This is a genomic window from Arthrobacter methylotrophus (assembly GCF_039539965.1).
In the GTDB taxonomy this organism is placed as follows: domain Bacteria; phylum Actinomycetota; class Actinomycetes; order Actinomycetales; family Micrococcaceae; genus Arthrobacter; species Arthrobacter methylotrophus.
On the sequence record NZ_BAABED010000001.1, the window covers coordinates 1,853,787 to 1,868,642 of the forward strand.

Sequence of the window (14,856 nt, forward strand, 5' to 3'; positions counted from 1 at the left end):
CGCACATGGATAACTACGCGGAGTTCCTGGAGCGCATCGATGCCGCGATTGCCAACCTCACCAAGCGGAGGCTCATCCTCATGACGGCGCACGATGTCGTTTCTTCGGCACTGGCACACAACAATTCTGGTCTTACGCAATGGGCGGGGCGACAAATCCGGTTAGAAGAACTCCTTCGCAACGGAAGCACGGCCAACGGATCCGGACTCAAGGACCTCCACGAGGTTTCCCTCAAGATGGCATCGATGTTCAGAGGTCGGGCGCAGCGCGTAGCTGGAAGACGGGACGCAATCCGGGCGCGGACGGACGACGTCGACAGGTCACTCCAAGATCTTCGGATGAGCAAGCAGAAACTCACGTCCTCCCGCAAACTTGCCGAGGAGCGGGAGAACCTCAGCCGGATTGTCCTAGGGCTTGCCGGAACCGCGGAAGGCTCCACGACCGCAAGCCCGGACGGGGGACTCCGTGACGATTTGCGAGCAGCCAGCGAGGCTGTCGTGCTTGCCGAGGCGCTCCTCGAACTGAAAGGGGACTGAGAATGCCGCTCATGCATGGAGAGCACCACCTCACAGGCTTCACCATGAAGGAGTGGTCCGGGGGTCACGACAGGAGCGCCAGCAGCCTCTTCATTGGTTGCGGCTTCTTGACCTTCCTCTTGTGCCTTCTCCTTATGATCTTCATCGAAACGATGAGGAACCCCTTGATTGTTATCGGCATCTGCTTTGCCGTTGCCGCTCTCTACACAGTTTCCGAAATGGTATCCACCCCAACAGCGGTGAAGGTATTTCGGGCCAGGCTAACCAGGAAGGTCAACGAACTGATCCTTGAAATGACTGGGGACCCGACGGCCAAGGTTTCCGTCACGAAATTAGATGAACTGATCGAGGGTGGCCACGGTCTGCCGTTGCACATCAATGGCGTGCCGGGGATCGAACTCAAAGTGGTTGACAAGGAGCCCGGCGTGAAGCAAATCATCGCTAAAGTCACCGCTCCGGACTACGGGCTGGAAAGTTTTGACTTGCTGCTCTCTGCCGAGCTCAAACGGAAGCCCTAGCCCGGAAAACAGCCATGACCTGGCAGCCTGAAGCGCCCGGCCGTTCCTGACGGCAAGCCGGAATCGGTCCGGTCTGGCTATTTCGCGGGGTCTTTGGTGACCACCAGGATGCCGTAAACAACTCCGGGGAAGTGCCCGAGAAGCTGCCACAGCAGCGCCCAGAGGACCTTCCGGTTCAGGCCCTCGTGCAGGAATACGGCCAGCGGCGGCAGGAAGAAACACAGGACGATCAGCAGGATCTTCTTCATGCCCTCATCCTGCCTCATATGTTGGGTCGCCGGCTGACTGGATCGCGCACGGGTTGGCTGCGTGGATTCGACGTCTAGCTCCAAGGCGACCTGCGCGACGCCGGCAAGCGACCGCACCGCCCTTTCAAACAGGGCAACGCCGGCTTCTTCGTATCCGCTCGGACGGATCCCCTCCGCCTCGTTGAGGACCGGCAAGCCCTGTCCCTTCGTCCCCAGGTGGTCGCTGATGAGGTGTCGACGATCTTCTGGGCGTAGGGCGATGACGCTGGCTGTCGCTTTCAGGTCAGGGAAATAGTGCGCGTAACCCATTGATCCCCTCAAGCCTCGAATCGTCCCTCCGGTAAAGCGCGATTAAGCCGCTGGAGAGTTAGGGCGAACGCGCCGCACACATGAGGGCTGACTGTCCGGAGCCCCGGACGAATTCGGCACCACCACGAGGACGCACATGACCCAGACCTCCGAGCAGGCCCTTGAAGGATCACCCGCAAGCATCATCACCATGGAAGCCGAGGTGCACATCGTCCCGACGATCGAGATGCCGTGGGCTGATGGCACCCGCGAGTTTCCTCAGCACGCCGCGTACGACGGCTACCTCGCCTCCTTCCTGAGCCGTATGGAGACCCTGACGGCATACGGGTGCCAGGGTGTGCAGTTCGGCAAGCGCAGCTACGTGGACCTCAGCGAGGGCTACCTCCGGCTCGAAGCCAACGTACGGATCGACATCACGGCTTCCGACGCGGAAGCCTATGCCAATGCCATCGAATGGGAAGCCACGTACCCGGAATCTGACGAGGTCGAGCCCGGTCGTGATCACGAGGAGGCCGAAGGCAGACTTGGACTCTCCCTGATGAAGGTCCTCGAAAAGCGCGCAACGGACAGCGGCTACCCCGTCAACGTCCGTCTGAGCGCTCTCTATGGCCGCGCAAATCCACATGTCAGCTGGTAGTTCCGGCGCATGAATGGAAGGCCTCGCCACACGGCGGGGCCTTTCTTCTGCGGCCCCTCAGATCGTCTACGCATATTCCTTTACGTGAGCTTTCAGAATGACGCACCGGTTAGCCGCAATAATGACGCCGCACACATGGCTGGCGGCCCAACACAAGGTCGGCACTACGCCTGTCAAACGGAAAGAAAACCATGACCCGCACCTCTGATTACTACGCCAAGCAGCCCACCTTCCTCGGCAACACCGTCATTGAAATTTCAGTTCCCTCAGGACGCTTGATTGCCACCGATGACCTGCGTTCGGTAAAGCACTTCGACGTCGAGCCGCCGTTTTCCATCAACTATGGATTCGGACTCGACGCTTGGGCGAAGGAGTTCGCGGCACGAACCAACACCGCCTACGCCTTTGTCGGCAACAGCTGCCCGAGCGTTACCCGGAGGACTGACGGTCTCATTCGGGTTGTCACCCCCGCCTGGATCGAGGACGAGGACCCGGCCTTCAACGACGACGAGACCGTCGTCGCGAAGATTTGCACTGACCTCTGGGCGACAATGCTCACCGACTACCGGAACTGGTTGGAACACGGGGGCCCGGAGGTCGCTGCAGCCAACGCCGAATTTGCGTTCGACACTTACACGGTTTTCGAAGTCACTCCCGGCAAGTACCGCTGGACGGTTTACTCACATTCCGACTACTTCGACCGCGACAGTCTCGGCCGGGTCACTTAAGCGAAGCTGGAACTCATCGAGGCTTACTAATAGCGCTCCCCGAGAGTCGGTTCCTGCGTTTTGGGACCCTGCACTTGTCGTCGGCGCGGAACTACATTGCCATCTGTCGTCCCGGATGATGCGAAATGCTGTGGAAGGATTTACGCATGCTTCGGGATGCACCGCTACCTCAGACGATCCAGATCTATCTCCCTCAAGGAGACCCTGCCGGAATTCGGATGGCCGAGATCACCACGCGAACAGTGCGTGTCTTCGAAGTGCCACGGCCGCTGCTGCCAGACTTCCGGAGCATGTTGGAGTCCAAGCAGGTGAGCGTCTACTTCCTGTTTGGTTCTTCACCTGCTGGCCAGCCCGCCTGCTACATCGGCCAGTCAGGAGCCGTCGGCGACAGGCTGAAGACGCACTCGGAGAAGAAGGAGTTCTGGGACCACGCGCTGGTCGCCGTCTCGCTCACCAATGCCTGGACTAACACTCACACAGGCTTCATGGAGTGGACCGCGATCAAGAAGGCCACCGAAGCAGGCCGCTACGACCTGGACAACGACAACTACGCTTCAAACCCACACACACCAGCACCCCTGGAGTCGGACTGCCGAGAATACCTTGAGACCATCTCAGTCCTCCTCACCACCCTTGGGTACCCGGTGCTGGAGCCGGTGAAAGAAATTCGCATGGGAGACTCCCGCAGCAACGGCGTAGCCGAGACGCTGGTTTTCCGGGAGGGTGGCACCGAAGCGAGGGCAAAACCCACCACAGAGGGCCTTTTGGTTCTTGCCGGATCCGTCGGCAAGGCAACGCATCGCCCGTCCCTCTCAGCTTCGCTGGTCCGGCGCCGACAAGACCTTGTGGAGCAGGGCGTCGTGGAGATTCGCGGCAACGAGTATGTCTTCGTGAAGGACCAGCTGTTCAGCAGCCCGAGTACCGCCGGCGCTGTTGTCGTGGGCGGTAACGTCAACGGCAGAATCACATGGAAGACGCCAGCTGGGAAGACTTTCCAGCAGCTCGAGGATGAAGCGCTGAACTAGCCCCTAAGGCGCTGCAGCTCAGAAAAAGCAGCGGCAACACAACTCTCACCGGCGTCGGCAATGCTTCCGATGTCTACGCATGTTCCATTACGTGAGCATCCAGAGCATCGCCCCGGTTAGCGGCATTATCGACGCCGCACACATGGCTTCCATGCCCCTTGGAACCACGGCTGCGGCCGAAACCACCTCCAGCCTGGAACGGTATCTCGCAGAGATTCCCGACCCGGTGCTGCGCGAAAACCTGGCCCGCGAAATCGGCGGACTCAAGCGTGAGTTCGGACTCGTGTTCGAACGCCACCACCCCGAAGGCATTCGGCTGCCCAAGCACGCCGTGAAGCGCGGCTCCAAGGTCGTCATCAGTGGAGCGAAGGACTCCGTGTTTTACCGCGTGCACAGGCTCAACAAGGAGGCCGGCACAGCGATCATCGTGGACACTGAAGGCAATCAATCAGAGCACCCGGTCGCGAGCCTGACGGTGGCCAAGGAGTTCGGCGACGTCATGTACCCCGGCCTGCGGAAACTCTCCGAGATCCGCCGCGGCGACCCGGACGCACCCGTCCACACCATCATCAACGGCGAGAACTACCACGCCCTCGAAGCCCTGCAATACACGCACGCCGGCAAGGTCGACCTGATCTACATCGACCCGCCCTACAACACAGGGAACTCCGACTGGAAGTACAACGACCGCTACGTTGACGCAAAGGACGGCTACCGACACTCCAAGTGGCTCTCCTTCATGGAAAAGCGACTCCAGATTGCCAAGTCCTTGCTGAAGCCCACCGGCGTTCTGATCATGGCCATCGATGACAACGAACAATCTCGTCTTAAGATGCTGTGCGACCAGGTCATCGGTGAGCAGAACTTCATCGCGAACGTCGTCTGGCAGGGTGGCACCAACAACACCGCCCGATTCGTCGATGTGGGCCACGATTACATGCTCGTGTACGCCCGCGACATGCAGTCCCTCTCTGATGCCGGAACCCGTTGGCGCGAAGTAAAGCCCGGCGCAGATGAAATTCTGGCAGCTGCGAAGCGCGCATGGAATGACTCGGGGCAGTCCGAGTCCGAAGCAACGATCGCGCTCAGGGCGTGGTGGAAGTCTAGGGGCAAGGATGGCTTGGACCCGGGACTGTGGGAGTACAAACACATCGACAACCAAGGTCGAGTGTTCCGTCCCGGCGACCTGTCAGCACCGGACAAGCCAGAGACACGGTCACACAGGCCCATTGTGAATCCAGAGACCGGAGAGCTGTCAGGTGTCCCCAGCCGCGGTTGGGCGCTTTCAGACAGTTCGATGGACTCCCTGCTGGCGCAAGGGCGTATCTACTTCGGGTCAAGGACGGTTCCCGCGCGGAAGGTCTTCCTCGAAGAGACTACGCAACAGGTGGCCCGGGGTGTCTTCACCGCCAAGCGGACATCTGCCGCCCAGCACCTCACAAGAGTCTTGGGCTCCAAGAACTTCCCGTTCCCGAAGGACGTTGACGTACTCGCGCGGTGGATCAATATTGCCACTTCGAGCAGCTCAAAGGCCATTGTGTTGGACTTCTTCGGCGGGACCGGGACCACCGCCGAAGCCGTCATCCGGTTGAACGCCGAGGACAGCGGCACGCGCCAGGCGATCCTCGTGACCAATAACGAGTTGTCCAGGGCTGACGACGCCAAGCTGCGCAAGGCAGCCCACACACCGGGTGATGACGAGTACGAGGCCCTGGGTGTGTTCCACCACGTCACCAAGCCGCGCCTCGAAACGGTCGTCACCGGCATCCGCGAGGACGGCAGCACCTACAGTGAGGGTCTGGACGCGAACATCGCGTTCTTCGAGCTGACCTACCTGGACGAGCCCGACATTGTCCGCGGTGCAGCCTTCAACGACCTGGCCGGCCTGTTCTGGCTCAAGGCCGGCGGCGTCGGCGGCACCGTCGAGCTCACTGCTGGCGCCAAGGCGGACGGCTTTGCGATCTCCGAGTCGGGACGCACCGCGGTGCTGTTCACACCAGGCCGGGCCCAGGCCCTCGCCGAGAAGCTGGCTGCGACCGAGCACGCAATCTCACACCTTTTCATCGTCACTGACTCCGAAGCCCAGGGCGACGAAGCGGCAACACACTTCCCCGGCGGAATCACCGTCGAGCGGATCTACGGAAGCTACCTGGAAGCATTCCAGGTCAACAGGAAGGACTGACCATGAGTTTCGTGCCTATCGGGGAGATAGCGTTGGCTGATCCTCAGTTCATTAGGGGCTATGCCGTAACGCCTAAAGACGGCGACGCATGGGACGTCAATGTCCTGATTGCCGACATCGGCCATATCACCATCGAGACCAGAGAAAACCGGGAGAGTGCCGTGTTCTGGATGAATGCGCTCTCGGGTGGAAGCTTCCCCGGCCTGAAGCTGTATCTCTACGACGGCTCGGGCGATGGTCGAATCACAGTCGAGTGCGCCATGGACCACGATCTCGAACCCAAGATCGAAGAGATCGTCAGGGCAGCCTACGACGCCGATACGATCGCCCTGCATCAAATCGTCGCGCGAGACGGATCGGTCGTCTTCGAGCACCACTCCGACAACCCAAGCACAACATACCGTGGACTCGCCTTGTCCTATCGGGCACTCGTCAAGGCAGGGTTCAGTGTCAATTTCCCGGACAACTACAACGTCGACGAGATTCTGGACAGCGAATGAAATTCACCCTCACCGATTACCAGCACGACGTCACCAACACTGTCGTCCAGCGTCTGAACGCGGCCGTCGCCATGTTCGACAACGATGGGGCCCGCTCCGCCGTCGGCCTGACCGCACCAACCGGGGCCGGAAAGACCGTCATTGCCACCGCGATCCTGGAGAAGTTCTTTTTCGGCGGCGGCATCCAGTCGCCGAACAAGAACCTCACAGTCCTGTGGCTGACTGATGATCCGTCGCTGAACGAGCAGTCCCGCGACAAGATCCTCAAGGCATCCTCACTGATCCAGCCTTCGCAGATCGAGATGATCGACGCCACGTACGACCGTGAGGTCCTGGAGCCGGGCAAAATCCACTTCATCAACATCGGCCGGCTCGCCCAGGGTGCCACCTCCCACATCGCTACGGGGGATTCCCGCCGCTGGTCGCTGTGGGAGACGATCGGTAACACGGTCGCCCGCCGCAACCGGGATTTCCTGTTCATCGTCGACGAGGCCCACCGCGGCTCCGAGGTGAAGTCAGGGGACAAAAAGACGATAATGCGCACCATCCTGGACGGCGGCCCGGTCGAATTCCCGGACGGCGCCGGCAACAAGAAGACCATCGTCAACGTCCCGGTCGGCATCATGCTTGGCATCTCGGCGACCCCGAAGAAATTCGAGGACGCAATGAAGGCCACGGACGTGGACGGCAACAACCTCGCCGAGCGCACACTCTTCAAGGTCGCCGCGGACACCGCCAAGGTCCGCGACTCCGGCATGATCAAAGACCTGATCAACGTCAACCACCCGAACGACAACCAGCCCACCGACGACACGCTCGTCAGGGCTGCCGTCCGCGACCTCATCAACTACACGAAGCTGTGGGAGCAGGAAGGTGCAGCCTCCGGCGGCGTCCATCCGGTCAAGCCGCTGCTGGTCGTCCAGGTCCACGACAGGGTCTCCGAGGCGACCCTGGGCAACCTGGTGACCTCCATGGCAGCCGAATGGAAGGACGGGCTGCAGCAGGAAACCGGCAAACCCCCGGTTATCGTGCACTCCTTCGGGGAGAAGAAGCACATCGATCTTCCCGACGGCCGGATGATCCCGTACATGGCGCCGCAGAACATCGAGGAGAACCAGCACGTCAGGGTGGTCCTGTTCAAGGCAGCACTGACCACCGGCTGGGACTGCCCCCGCGCCGAGGTCATGGTGTCCCTGCGCGCGGCGAAGGAGCACACCTCCATCGCCCAGCTCATCGGTCGCATGGTCCGTACCCCGGTCGCCGGCCGGATCGACACCGATGGCCTGGACGAGCTCAACTCCGTCTCCCTCTACTTGCCGCACTACGACAAGGACGAGGTCGCCAAGGTGGTCTCCGCGTTCGTCGGTGACGCCGACGTCGAGGTCCCGGTCGCGGTGAACCCGATGCAGTTCGAGCGCACCCCTGGGATCCCGGACGCGCTCTGGGAAATCGTGTTGCCGAAGGAGATCAAGCCGAAGCGGACTTTCGCTTCCGAGACCGCGCGCCTGGCCACCCTGGGCACCCGTCTGGACGGGCTGAAGATCATCAACCCGTACAGCCCGGCGATCACCCTGACGCAGGAGGTCGAGAACCGGGTGACGGACATCCTCCTCTCCGAATACCGGCGCCTCCAGGCCGGGATCGACGACGACGCGTCCGGCCTGCTGGAAGTCACCTACGACCGGGTCGGCTATGACCAGTACACCGGTGCGACGATCACCACCACAGCCCTGGCCGTGCGCACCTCGGCGACCAATATCCGGGAGCTGCACAAGAAAGCCGAGGCCCGTATGCCCGACGCATCGGGCCGATGGCTCTACAACGCCCTCTACGCGCAGCTCGGTGACCATGAGGAAGCCGTCGTGCGTCTCTCGGCCATGTCGGTCCACGACGAAGTAATCAAGGAGCTCGAAGGAGCAGCGAGCCGCCTCATCGACTCGTGGCGGCACGACTTCCAGCCCAAGGTGTCCCGCCTGGATGCCGATGAGCGGGTCAAGCTGGACGAGATCTGGCATCCGCACGGCGTCCCGGTCCCCGGAACATTCACTTTCCCCAAGACTGTGAAGACCCGCACCCAGAAGGTCGTCACCGACGCCAAGGGCAAGGCCACGATCGAGGACCTGGAGACGTTCAAGGGCCACCTGTACTCCGACGCCAACGGCGACTACCCGATGGTTGCCACCGGCTGGGAGAAGGACGTCATCGCCAAGGAACTCGCGCAGCCGGGCCTGCTCGGCTGGTACCGGAACCCTTCCTCGGGCGCCGGCGGCCTGTCCGTGTCCTACATCGAGGGCGGCGTCGACAAGTCGATGTTCCCGGACTTCCTGTTCTTCTACCAGGTGGACGGCAAGATCGTCGTGGACATCGTGGACCCGCACAACCACAGCCTGGGTGACACCCCTGGCAAGTGGGCGGCCCTGTCCCGGTTCGCCCGCCAGAACCCGGGCGTCTTCCGCCGGGTCAGCGCGGTCATCAAGAACAAGGCCGGCGTGCTGAAGTCCCTGGAGCTCACCGGGCGGGCTAACACCGTCCTGGAGGACAAGATCGCGGCCGCCTCCGGTGGAGAAGACATCGCCTCGCTGTTCGAAGAATTCGGCGGTACCTACTAAGCGCCCCCTGGAGAGCCCTCCCCGCACGACGGGGAGGGCTCTTTCCGGCTCCGCACACATGGGGGCCATGGAACCCATCATCTGGATAAGCTTCGACGGCACCGTCCCCGTCCCGGCTCTCGCGCGGCTCTACGCGGTGTCCCGCGAATCGCTCATCGAACTGTTCGAGCGCGGCCGCCCGCTGACACAGCTCAAGTTCGGCAAGGACGGCGTCTGGATCCGCCCCGAGGACGACACTGACTGGGATGAGGCCGAGCGGATTGCCCGCATCGAGGTCGAAGGCGTGGACTTCTACACCTTCACAGACAGCATCTTCGAGTTCAACGACGACACCGAGCAGATGCTCGAGCTGGGCTACCGGGCGTACTTCGTCCCCGGTGCCGGCATCGTGGTCGACAACCCGGATACCCCTGTGGCCACCGCGGCCCAGCGATTCATCGACGACCTGTCGGGTGTCTTCGGTAAGTACGTGCCGGAGCGGCTGAACTCATGGGCTGAGTACGCGACCGCGGTGCCGAACCTGGAGCGGGCGTTCGCCCTGGCCGGCGTTGAGCGCCACGAACGCGAGAAGCAGGAACTGGTTGCCACCTTGGTCGATGACTTCCTCGCCACCCGTGCTGCCGGGCTGCCAACCGAGGGCACCGTCCGCGCCGACGAGATGGCCGTCAACACCGTCCTGGAGGCCACCGACGTCCGCTGGTGGAGCCACACTCCAGGCCGTGAGCTGTTCGTCGTCACTAAGGTCGAACCGGCCGAAAACGGCATGCTCGCCGTCACGACCGAGACCAAGTACGGCCACGAACGCACCCGCCTGGTCCGCCCGGACCGCCGCTTCCTGATCGCACAGCCCTGATTTTCGCCCGTCAGGGCGGGTTCCGCATAGTACCTCTTGGGAGGAAGCCCATTCTCAATGGCAGGTCTATCCCCGGCCCATCAAAAGTCAGATGCACACGAAAGAAACGAGTCACCATGTCGAAACGTTCCGAACCCGACAAGCTTCCCACCGTAGAGCTGGAGCAGTGGCTCATCAGCAACAAACTCGCTCGCCATACCCGCTCTGACCGGGCCTGCTTCCACCGCATGGCCGGCCTCCCCAGCATCGGCTCCGCGGCTGAAAGTGCATACGGATGCCAGGGCGGGGACTGCTACATCTCCGGCGCAATTTTCGACCACCCGCGACGTTTCAGGGTCACTGGGCGCAATCGAATCGCCGACTGCGCCGGGGTCATCTCAGCACCGTATCTGCACGCGCATGAAATGCTGCGGGACGCCGAGCTCATTTCCGACAGGTGGGGGCTGTCTTTCCGACTCGATGACGCGCGCGACGACTGGTACGGCTACGGCACGACGTCTCTCGTGCTCTGGAACCCGAAGAAGATCTCGCTTTGACAGGAGAGGGTGGCCGTCTCACTCTCATGCGGCTCAAGCCGGACACCTCGGGCAGCGTGGTCTACAAGCCGTTCAACGAGGCGGATGACTTCACCGACGGCTGGTGGGATGACGCGATCTATGGGTTCGAGCCGACCCAGCGCTTCTACTCATTCTTCGTCGGCCAGCACGAGGTCGCGCGGGTCGAGATTGAAGTTCAGGACGTCCTCAACTCGGAATACGACCAGCCAGCCCATCCCGGGCCGTATGCTGTCATCCACTTCTTTGAAGTCTCGGAGGACCACCGCCGCAAGGGCTACGGAACAAAGTCCGTTCACCTGATCGCCGACCGCTACAAGGCCATGCCGTTGGTGGCGTTCTCCGAGGGTGCGGACGATTTCTGGGGCTCTCTGGGCTGGGCCCGACACGAACACAAGACGGAGCCGGATCATTCTCGTCCGATGTACGTGAGCGAGCCCCGGTGACTGGCGCCCGTCTGCAGACGATGGCTAAACGTCGGACGATCGGCGCTTTTGGCGGCGCCTACGCATGCTTCGTGCAAGTTCTAGCCAAATACTGGTAGTTTCTGGACATGTTCAATCGCAAGCGGACCCCGTACCGTGCTGACATCGAAGCAGCCATCCCCGCGTACCGCGAGGCGGCGTCAAACATCGAACGGTCCGAGATCGCAAGCCTCGAAAGCCGGCTCGAACCAGGTGAAACGGTGCTGTTTCTTTCCGGCTACCGGGTGCTTCCACTGATCGTGTTGACCGACCGGCGGGTCCGACTCTTTTCAGACGGACGGCTGAAAGCCGATGTGTCCTACCGGCTCGCCGACATCGACAACGCGAACTGGGGTCCGTCTACCCTGTCCATGATCGTTGCCGGCACGAGAGCATCCATCCCGAACTTCCCACGGCAACACAGGACGAGGCTTATGGCTGCCTTCGAGCCCGCATGGCGAGCTGCTCGAAACCAAAGTTACGAACCCGTCCCAGCGGACAGCGACATCATTTCGCAACTGGAACGCCTGGCTGCGCTGCGCGACGCTGGGGTGGTCACGAAAGACGAGTTCGAAGCGAAGAAAGTCGAGATGCTCGCCCGGCTCTGATAGTCAGAGCCTGAACGTCGGCTCCGCGTGCTGGAAGGACGCGAAGCTGCCCCGGTTGGATGCCGCTGTTGTTTTGCCCCGGCCGGCGGCGGATGCAGCCTTTGCCATCCGGTTCTGCAGCTTTCGTTGCGCGTCCCAAAGTTCCTGCTGGAGCTTGTGCAGCTCATTCCGCCCGACCCGGTTGCCCTTCGAGTCGGTGTACTCCTCGCAGCTGGACGGCTCTTGGGCTGCGCCGATCGGCCCGTACGCCACGTGGCAGCGGTCGCCCACCCCTTCCTCGGCGGCGTATTCGTTGTTGCCCATGATGACCCCGCCGGTGTTCCGGGTCCATTTCACGGTCTTGATCCGGTTGAACAGGGCGGTGCCGGCTACCGAAGCGTGCGCCCGCTCCGTGGCACCGCGGTTCTCACCGGTGCTCCACCGGACGGTATTGCTGTCCTTGTCGAAGCTGACAGACCCTTCGCCGGCCTGGAAGCTTGTGGTCCGGTTGGTCGGGAACGGCAGATCGGACTTGAGGACCCGGGCGGGCTTGCCATCGCGGGGGAGGCCGAGGCGCCATTCGACGTCGTCAAGGAATTCCTCCGTGAACGGTGGCTTCGCAGGGCGGCTCCACGACGGCCGGTCCTGGTGGGCGTAGAACTCCTTGTGTTTGGCGTCCGTGTACTTCCGGAGCGCCGCCGTATAGGCGCCCGGGTCAGTCTGCGCTTTGCGGGTCAGGCCCTTCCAGAACGACTGGGTTTCGTCGAAAACCTTGCTCTGGTGTTCGTGGGTGGCTTTCTGCACGGCTTGGCGGACGGCGGCGAATTCTGCTGAGGGGATGGTGATTTCCCCATGTTGGGTATCCCAGTGGCCCATCGTGTTCCTTTCGTCGGATTCACTATGGGTGTGTGCGGCGGTGACCGGCCGCAGTGAATCCGCACACATGGCTGCCATGAAACGATTCCAGGTCCACGTCCGCACCCGTCTCGACACCGGAGAGGGCGGGGTGAAGAACTCCCACGTTGAGAAGCTCAGCGCGTTCAACGAGTCGCTGGTGCCCTTCTTTGAATCCGGTTCGTGCCGCATGGTCGAGTCCCTGGACGACGTCGCCTACGGGACGATCTTCGGCATCGTGGACCGCAAGAACGCACCTGCCCTGACAGGGGTGAAGTTCCGTGACTCGGAAGCCGGGACTATCCTGGTCGCCGACTTCAAGCAACGTGCAAGCGAAGCCGGACTCGAGGCCGCGGCTTCCGCGGTTTCGCGGTCTGTATACCTCGCGCAGGGAGGTCGGTAACGGCATTCCCGGCCGGGTGCTGCCGCGGATCCGTTTCGCCGCACACATCTCTGGCATGACCAAGAACGTAGAAAACCGCGCCCGCGTGCAGGCCGGCATCAAGACGGGTGGCCAATTCGCCCCAGAGGCGCACTCCGAGCCCGCCGGCCTCACCCTGACCATGGAACCATCACCGCTGGACAGGACCGCCGTCGGCATCCTCGGCGCACTGGTACGCGCCCGATCCGCCACGGAGATGGGTGCCTGGCAGCGCCGGCAGGACAAGGGACGGTACGGGTACGAGCACGAACCGCGGGACCCCGTGCCCGAGGTCCTGGTCGAACTGGATCGACGTGCTGCCGCCTTCGAGACCCTGCCAAAGCAGGAGCAGGAAGAGCTCCTGGACCAGCTGAAGATGCAAGGACACAAGTACCTGCTCGAGCCCGGCCAGCGGCTGGGCAACGACAAAGTCCAGGTGGCTGCCGACCTGGACACCAGCGGCAACACCGGTCTCGCCCTGGTCGCGCAGAGGGTCGTCGCTGACACAGGCATCCCCGGCACCATCACCTTGGCCGAAGCCGGCGACCTGACAAAATTCACAGTCCGGGACGGAGACATCAAGCACACCATCAGCGTCGGGCCGCGATCACTATCCCTCTCGACCCGCAGTGGCGAGGAAGATGACTACAGTCGCGACGATTGGTTCAGCCGTGCCGACGTCAGCAGCGTAGGCGGCTACGTGTTCGATGAGAAACGGGCCGAGTACCTCCGCCGGCTCTACGAGTCCCACCGCGAATACACCATCATGATGGACGTCGTCGCAGGCTCTTCCTTCCGGGACTCCGAGGACCACCTCGGGCAGCTGGACCGCAGCGTCCGCAGCGCCGAACTCCGGGTTGATGGCGTCGGCTACTTGCTGGACGTCTCCGGGGACGAACCGGCACTCAAGACGGACGACGGGCAGACACTCCACCCGTCCATGGTCCGCGGTTTCCTGAACCACACGGCCACCCTGACCGGACACCCGGACGGGGACGCCTTCGCCTCGGACTTGCGGGAAGTGTTCCGGGAAACGGATCGCCGGCTCGTCCGCTGATTTTTTTCGAACGAGGCCCCCGCGCAGACTCGGCGCGGGGGCCTTTCCGCGTCTCAGCAAGAATGTCGCACCGTACCCGTATCGTCTGCTTCGACTGGGACCCCACCAGTCGTCGGCGGTGGAAAGGGTACAACGTGAACAAGTTCGGCCATCCAGAGGCTGCCTTTCCACCGCCGGCAATCCCCGGCCCTGCCATCCTCCAAGTGGCACCTTCCATGCTCCCGGCGCGGGCTTCAAAGGCGAAGTCGGCGCTGCGGATTTCCGCCGGCCTGATCTCCATCGCGGTCGGCTTTTGGGGCGGAAGCGCCGCCCTGGCCCTGAATTCGATGAGCGGCTACATGGGTCCGCGCTTCGCGTGGCTGGGGTTCCTGCTCGGTTTCGCCGCCCTATGCAGTGCTGTCACCGGCTTCGTCCAGATCATCCGCCACGCCAAGAAGGATCTGCGGATCCCGGCCCTGTCGATTGCGTTCGCGGCCATCAATGTCCTTGGCTACGTGGCCGTATTCATTGCCTTCCCGCTGGTGACCCCGATGCTCGGCGGGCTAGTCTTCTCCGCCCTCGGAATCGTTCTGATCGCCCTGGCCGCGGTCTTTGACGCCTGGCCTGCCACCGCTCGTTGAGCCGCGGGCCTTCCCGGCGGGATCCGGGTCTACGCATGAGAATCAGTAAGAAGTACCGACTTACCGGAGGCGCAAGTGTTTTTCCTACCAAATCCTGACCGGAGAGTCCCGGAC

The 14,856-nt window shown here is 62.4% G+C and carries 17 protein-coding genes; 15 read left to right on the forward strand and 2 right to left on the reverse strand.

Annotated features, from left to right (window positions below):
- Nucleotides 1–5 precede the first annotated feature (5 nt).
- Nucleotides 6–536 (forward strand): hypothetical protein, encoded by a 531-nt coding sequence (locus ABD884_RS09730; RefSeq protein WP_345044236.1) that lies wholly within the window; start codon nucleotides 6–8, stop codon nucleotides 534–536.
- 2 nt (nucleotides 537–538) lie between these two features.
- Nucleotides 539–1,054, forward strand: coding sequence for a hypothetical protein (locus tag ABD884_RS09735; protein ID WP_345044240.1), 516 nt, complete (start codon nucleotides 539–541; stop codon nucleotides 1,052–1,054).
- Nucleotides 1,055–1,131: 77 nt separating this feature from the next.
- Here the strand turns inward: ABD884_RS09735 and ABD884_RS09740 are convergent, their stop codons facing one another.
- Nucleotides 1,132–1,611, reverse strand: a complete 480-nt coding sequence (locus tag ABD884_RS09740) for a YqaE/Pmp3 family membrane protein (protein ID WP_345044245.1) — start codon at nucleotides 1,609–1,611, stop codon at nucleotides 1,132–1,134.
- A gap of 136 nt (nucleotides 1,612–1,747) precedes the next feature.
- Here ABD884_RS09740 and ABD884_RS09745 point away from each other — a divergent pair, with 136 nt between their 5' ends.
- The 10 genes from ABD884_RS09745 to ABD884_RS09790 all read left to right on the forward strand — a co-directional run bounded on the left by ABD884_RS09745 (nucleotide 1,748) and on the right by ABD884_RS09790 (nucleotide 11,771).
- A complete protein-coding gene (locus ABD884_RS09745) occupies nucleotides 1,748–2,248 on the forward strand; it encodes a hypothetical protein (protein ID WP_345044250.1) in 501 nt (166 codons plus the stop codon).
- A 191-nt stretch (nucleotides 2,249–2,439) separates the two neighbouring features.
- On the forward strand, nucleotides 2,440–2,976 hold the full coding sequence (locus ABD884_RS09750) for a hypothetical protein (RefSeq protein ID WP_345044254.1): 537 nt from the start codon (nucleotides 2,440–2,442) through the stop codon (nucleotides 2,974–2,976).
- Between the two features lie 146 nt (nucleotides 2,977–3,122).
- Nucleotides 3,123–4,001 (forward strand): GIY-YIG nuclease family protein, encoded by an 879-nt coding sequence (locus ABD884_RS09755; protein WP_345044257.1) that lies wholly within the window; start codon nucleotides 3,123–3,125, stop codon nucleotides 3,999–4,001.
- A gap of 91 nt (nucleotides 4,002–4,092) precedes the next feature.
- A complete protein-coding gene (locus ABD884_RS09760; protein ID WP_345044262.1) occupies nucleotides 4,093–6,183 on the forward strand; it encodes a site-specific DNA-methyltransferase in 2,091 nt (696 codons plus the stop codon).
- A gap of 2 nt (nucleotides 6,184–6,185) precedes the next feature.
- Nucleotides 6,186–6,683 carry a hypothetical protein gene (locus ABD884_RS09765; RefSeq protein WP_345044265.1) on the forward strand — a complete coding sequence of 166 codons (498 nt, stop codon included), beginning with the start codon at nucleotides 6,186–6,188 and terminating at the stop codon, nucleotides 6,681–6,683.
- Nucleotides 6,680–9,292 (forward strand): DEAD/DEAH box helicase, encoded by a 2,613-nt coding sequence (locus ABD884_RS09770; protein WP_345044270.1) that lies wholly within the window; start codon nucleotides 6,680–6,682, stop codon nucleotides 9,290–9,292. Before ABD884_RS09765 ends, ABD884_RS09770 begins: the two co-directional genes overlap by 4 nt.
- 67 nt (nucleotides 9,293–9,359) lie before the next feature.
- Complete coding sequence (locus tag ABD884_RS09775) at nucleotides 9,360–10,145, forward strand: hypothetical protein (RefSeq protein WP_345044274.1); 786 nt, start codon at nucleotides 9,360–9,362, stop codon at nucleotides 10,143–10,145.
- Between the two features lie 116 nt (nucleotides 10,146–10,261).
- A complete protein-coding gene (locus ABD884_RS09780; protein ID WP_345044277.1) occupies nucleotides 10,262–10,681 on the forward strand; it encodes a hypothetical protein in 420 nt (139 codons plus the stop codon).
- A 26-nt stretch (nucleotides 10,682–10,707) separates the two neighbouring features.
- Entirely contained in the window at nucleotides 10,708–11,145 is a 438-nt protein-coding gene (locus ABD884_RS09785) for a GNAT family N-acetyltransferase (RefSeq protein WP_345044282.1), read from the forward strand.
- 107 nt (nucleotides 11,146–11,252) lie between these two features.
- Entirely contained in the window at nucleotides 11,253–11,771 is a 519-nt protein-coding gene (locus ABD884_RS09790; protein WP_345044291.1) for an SHOCT domain-containing protein, read from the forward strand.
- 3 nt (nucleotides 11,772–11,774) lie between these two features.
- Here ABD884_RS09790 and ABD884_RS09795 read toward each other — a convergent pair whose 3' ends face one another.
- The gene (locus ABD884_RS09795) at nucleotides 11,775–12,704 is read right to left on the reverse strand and encodes a hypothetical protein (RefSeq protein WP_345044297.1); all 930 of its coding nucleotides are present in this window, start codon (nucleotides 12,702–12,704) and stop codon (nucleotides 11,775–11,777) included.
- Between ABD884_RS09795 and ABD884_RS09800 the strand changes: the two genes are divergently transcribed.
- The 3 genes from ABD884_RS09800 (at nucleotide 12,703) to ABD884_RS09810 (ending at nucleotide 14,742) form a co-directional block, all read left to right on the forward strand.
- The gene (locus tag ABD884_RS09800) at nucleotides 12,703–13,047 is read left to right on the forward strand and encodes a hypothetical protein (protein WP_345044300.1); all 345 of its coding nucleotides are present in this window, start codon (nucleotides 12,703–12,705) and stop codon (nucleotides 13,045–13,047) included. The two genes, ABD884_RS09795 and ABD884_RS09800, sit on opposite strands and share 2 nt — an antisense overlap.
- Before the next feature lie 55 nt (nucleotides 13,048–13,102).
- Entirely contained in the window at nucleotides 13,103–14,122 is a 1,020-nt protein-coding gene (locus tag ABD884_RS09805; protein ID WP_345044303.1) for a hypothetical protein, read from the forward strand.
- A 134-nt stretch (nucleotides 14,123–14,256) separates the two neighbouring features.
- Nucleotides 14,257–14,742 (forward strand): hypothetical protein, encoded by a 486-nt coding sequence (locus ABD884_RS09810; RefSeq protein WP_345044306.1) that lies wholly within the window; start codon nucleotides 14,257–14,259, stop codon nucleotides 14,740–14,742.
- Nucleotides 14,743–14,856 lie beyond the last annotated feature (114 nt).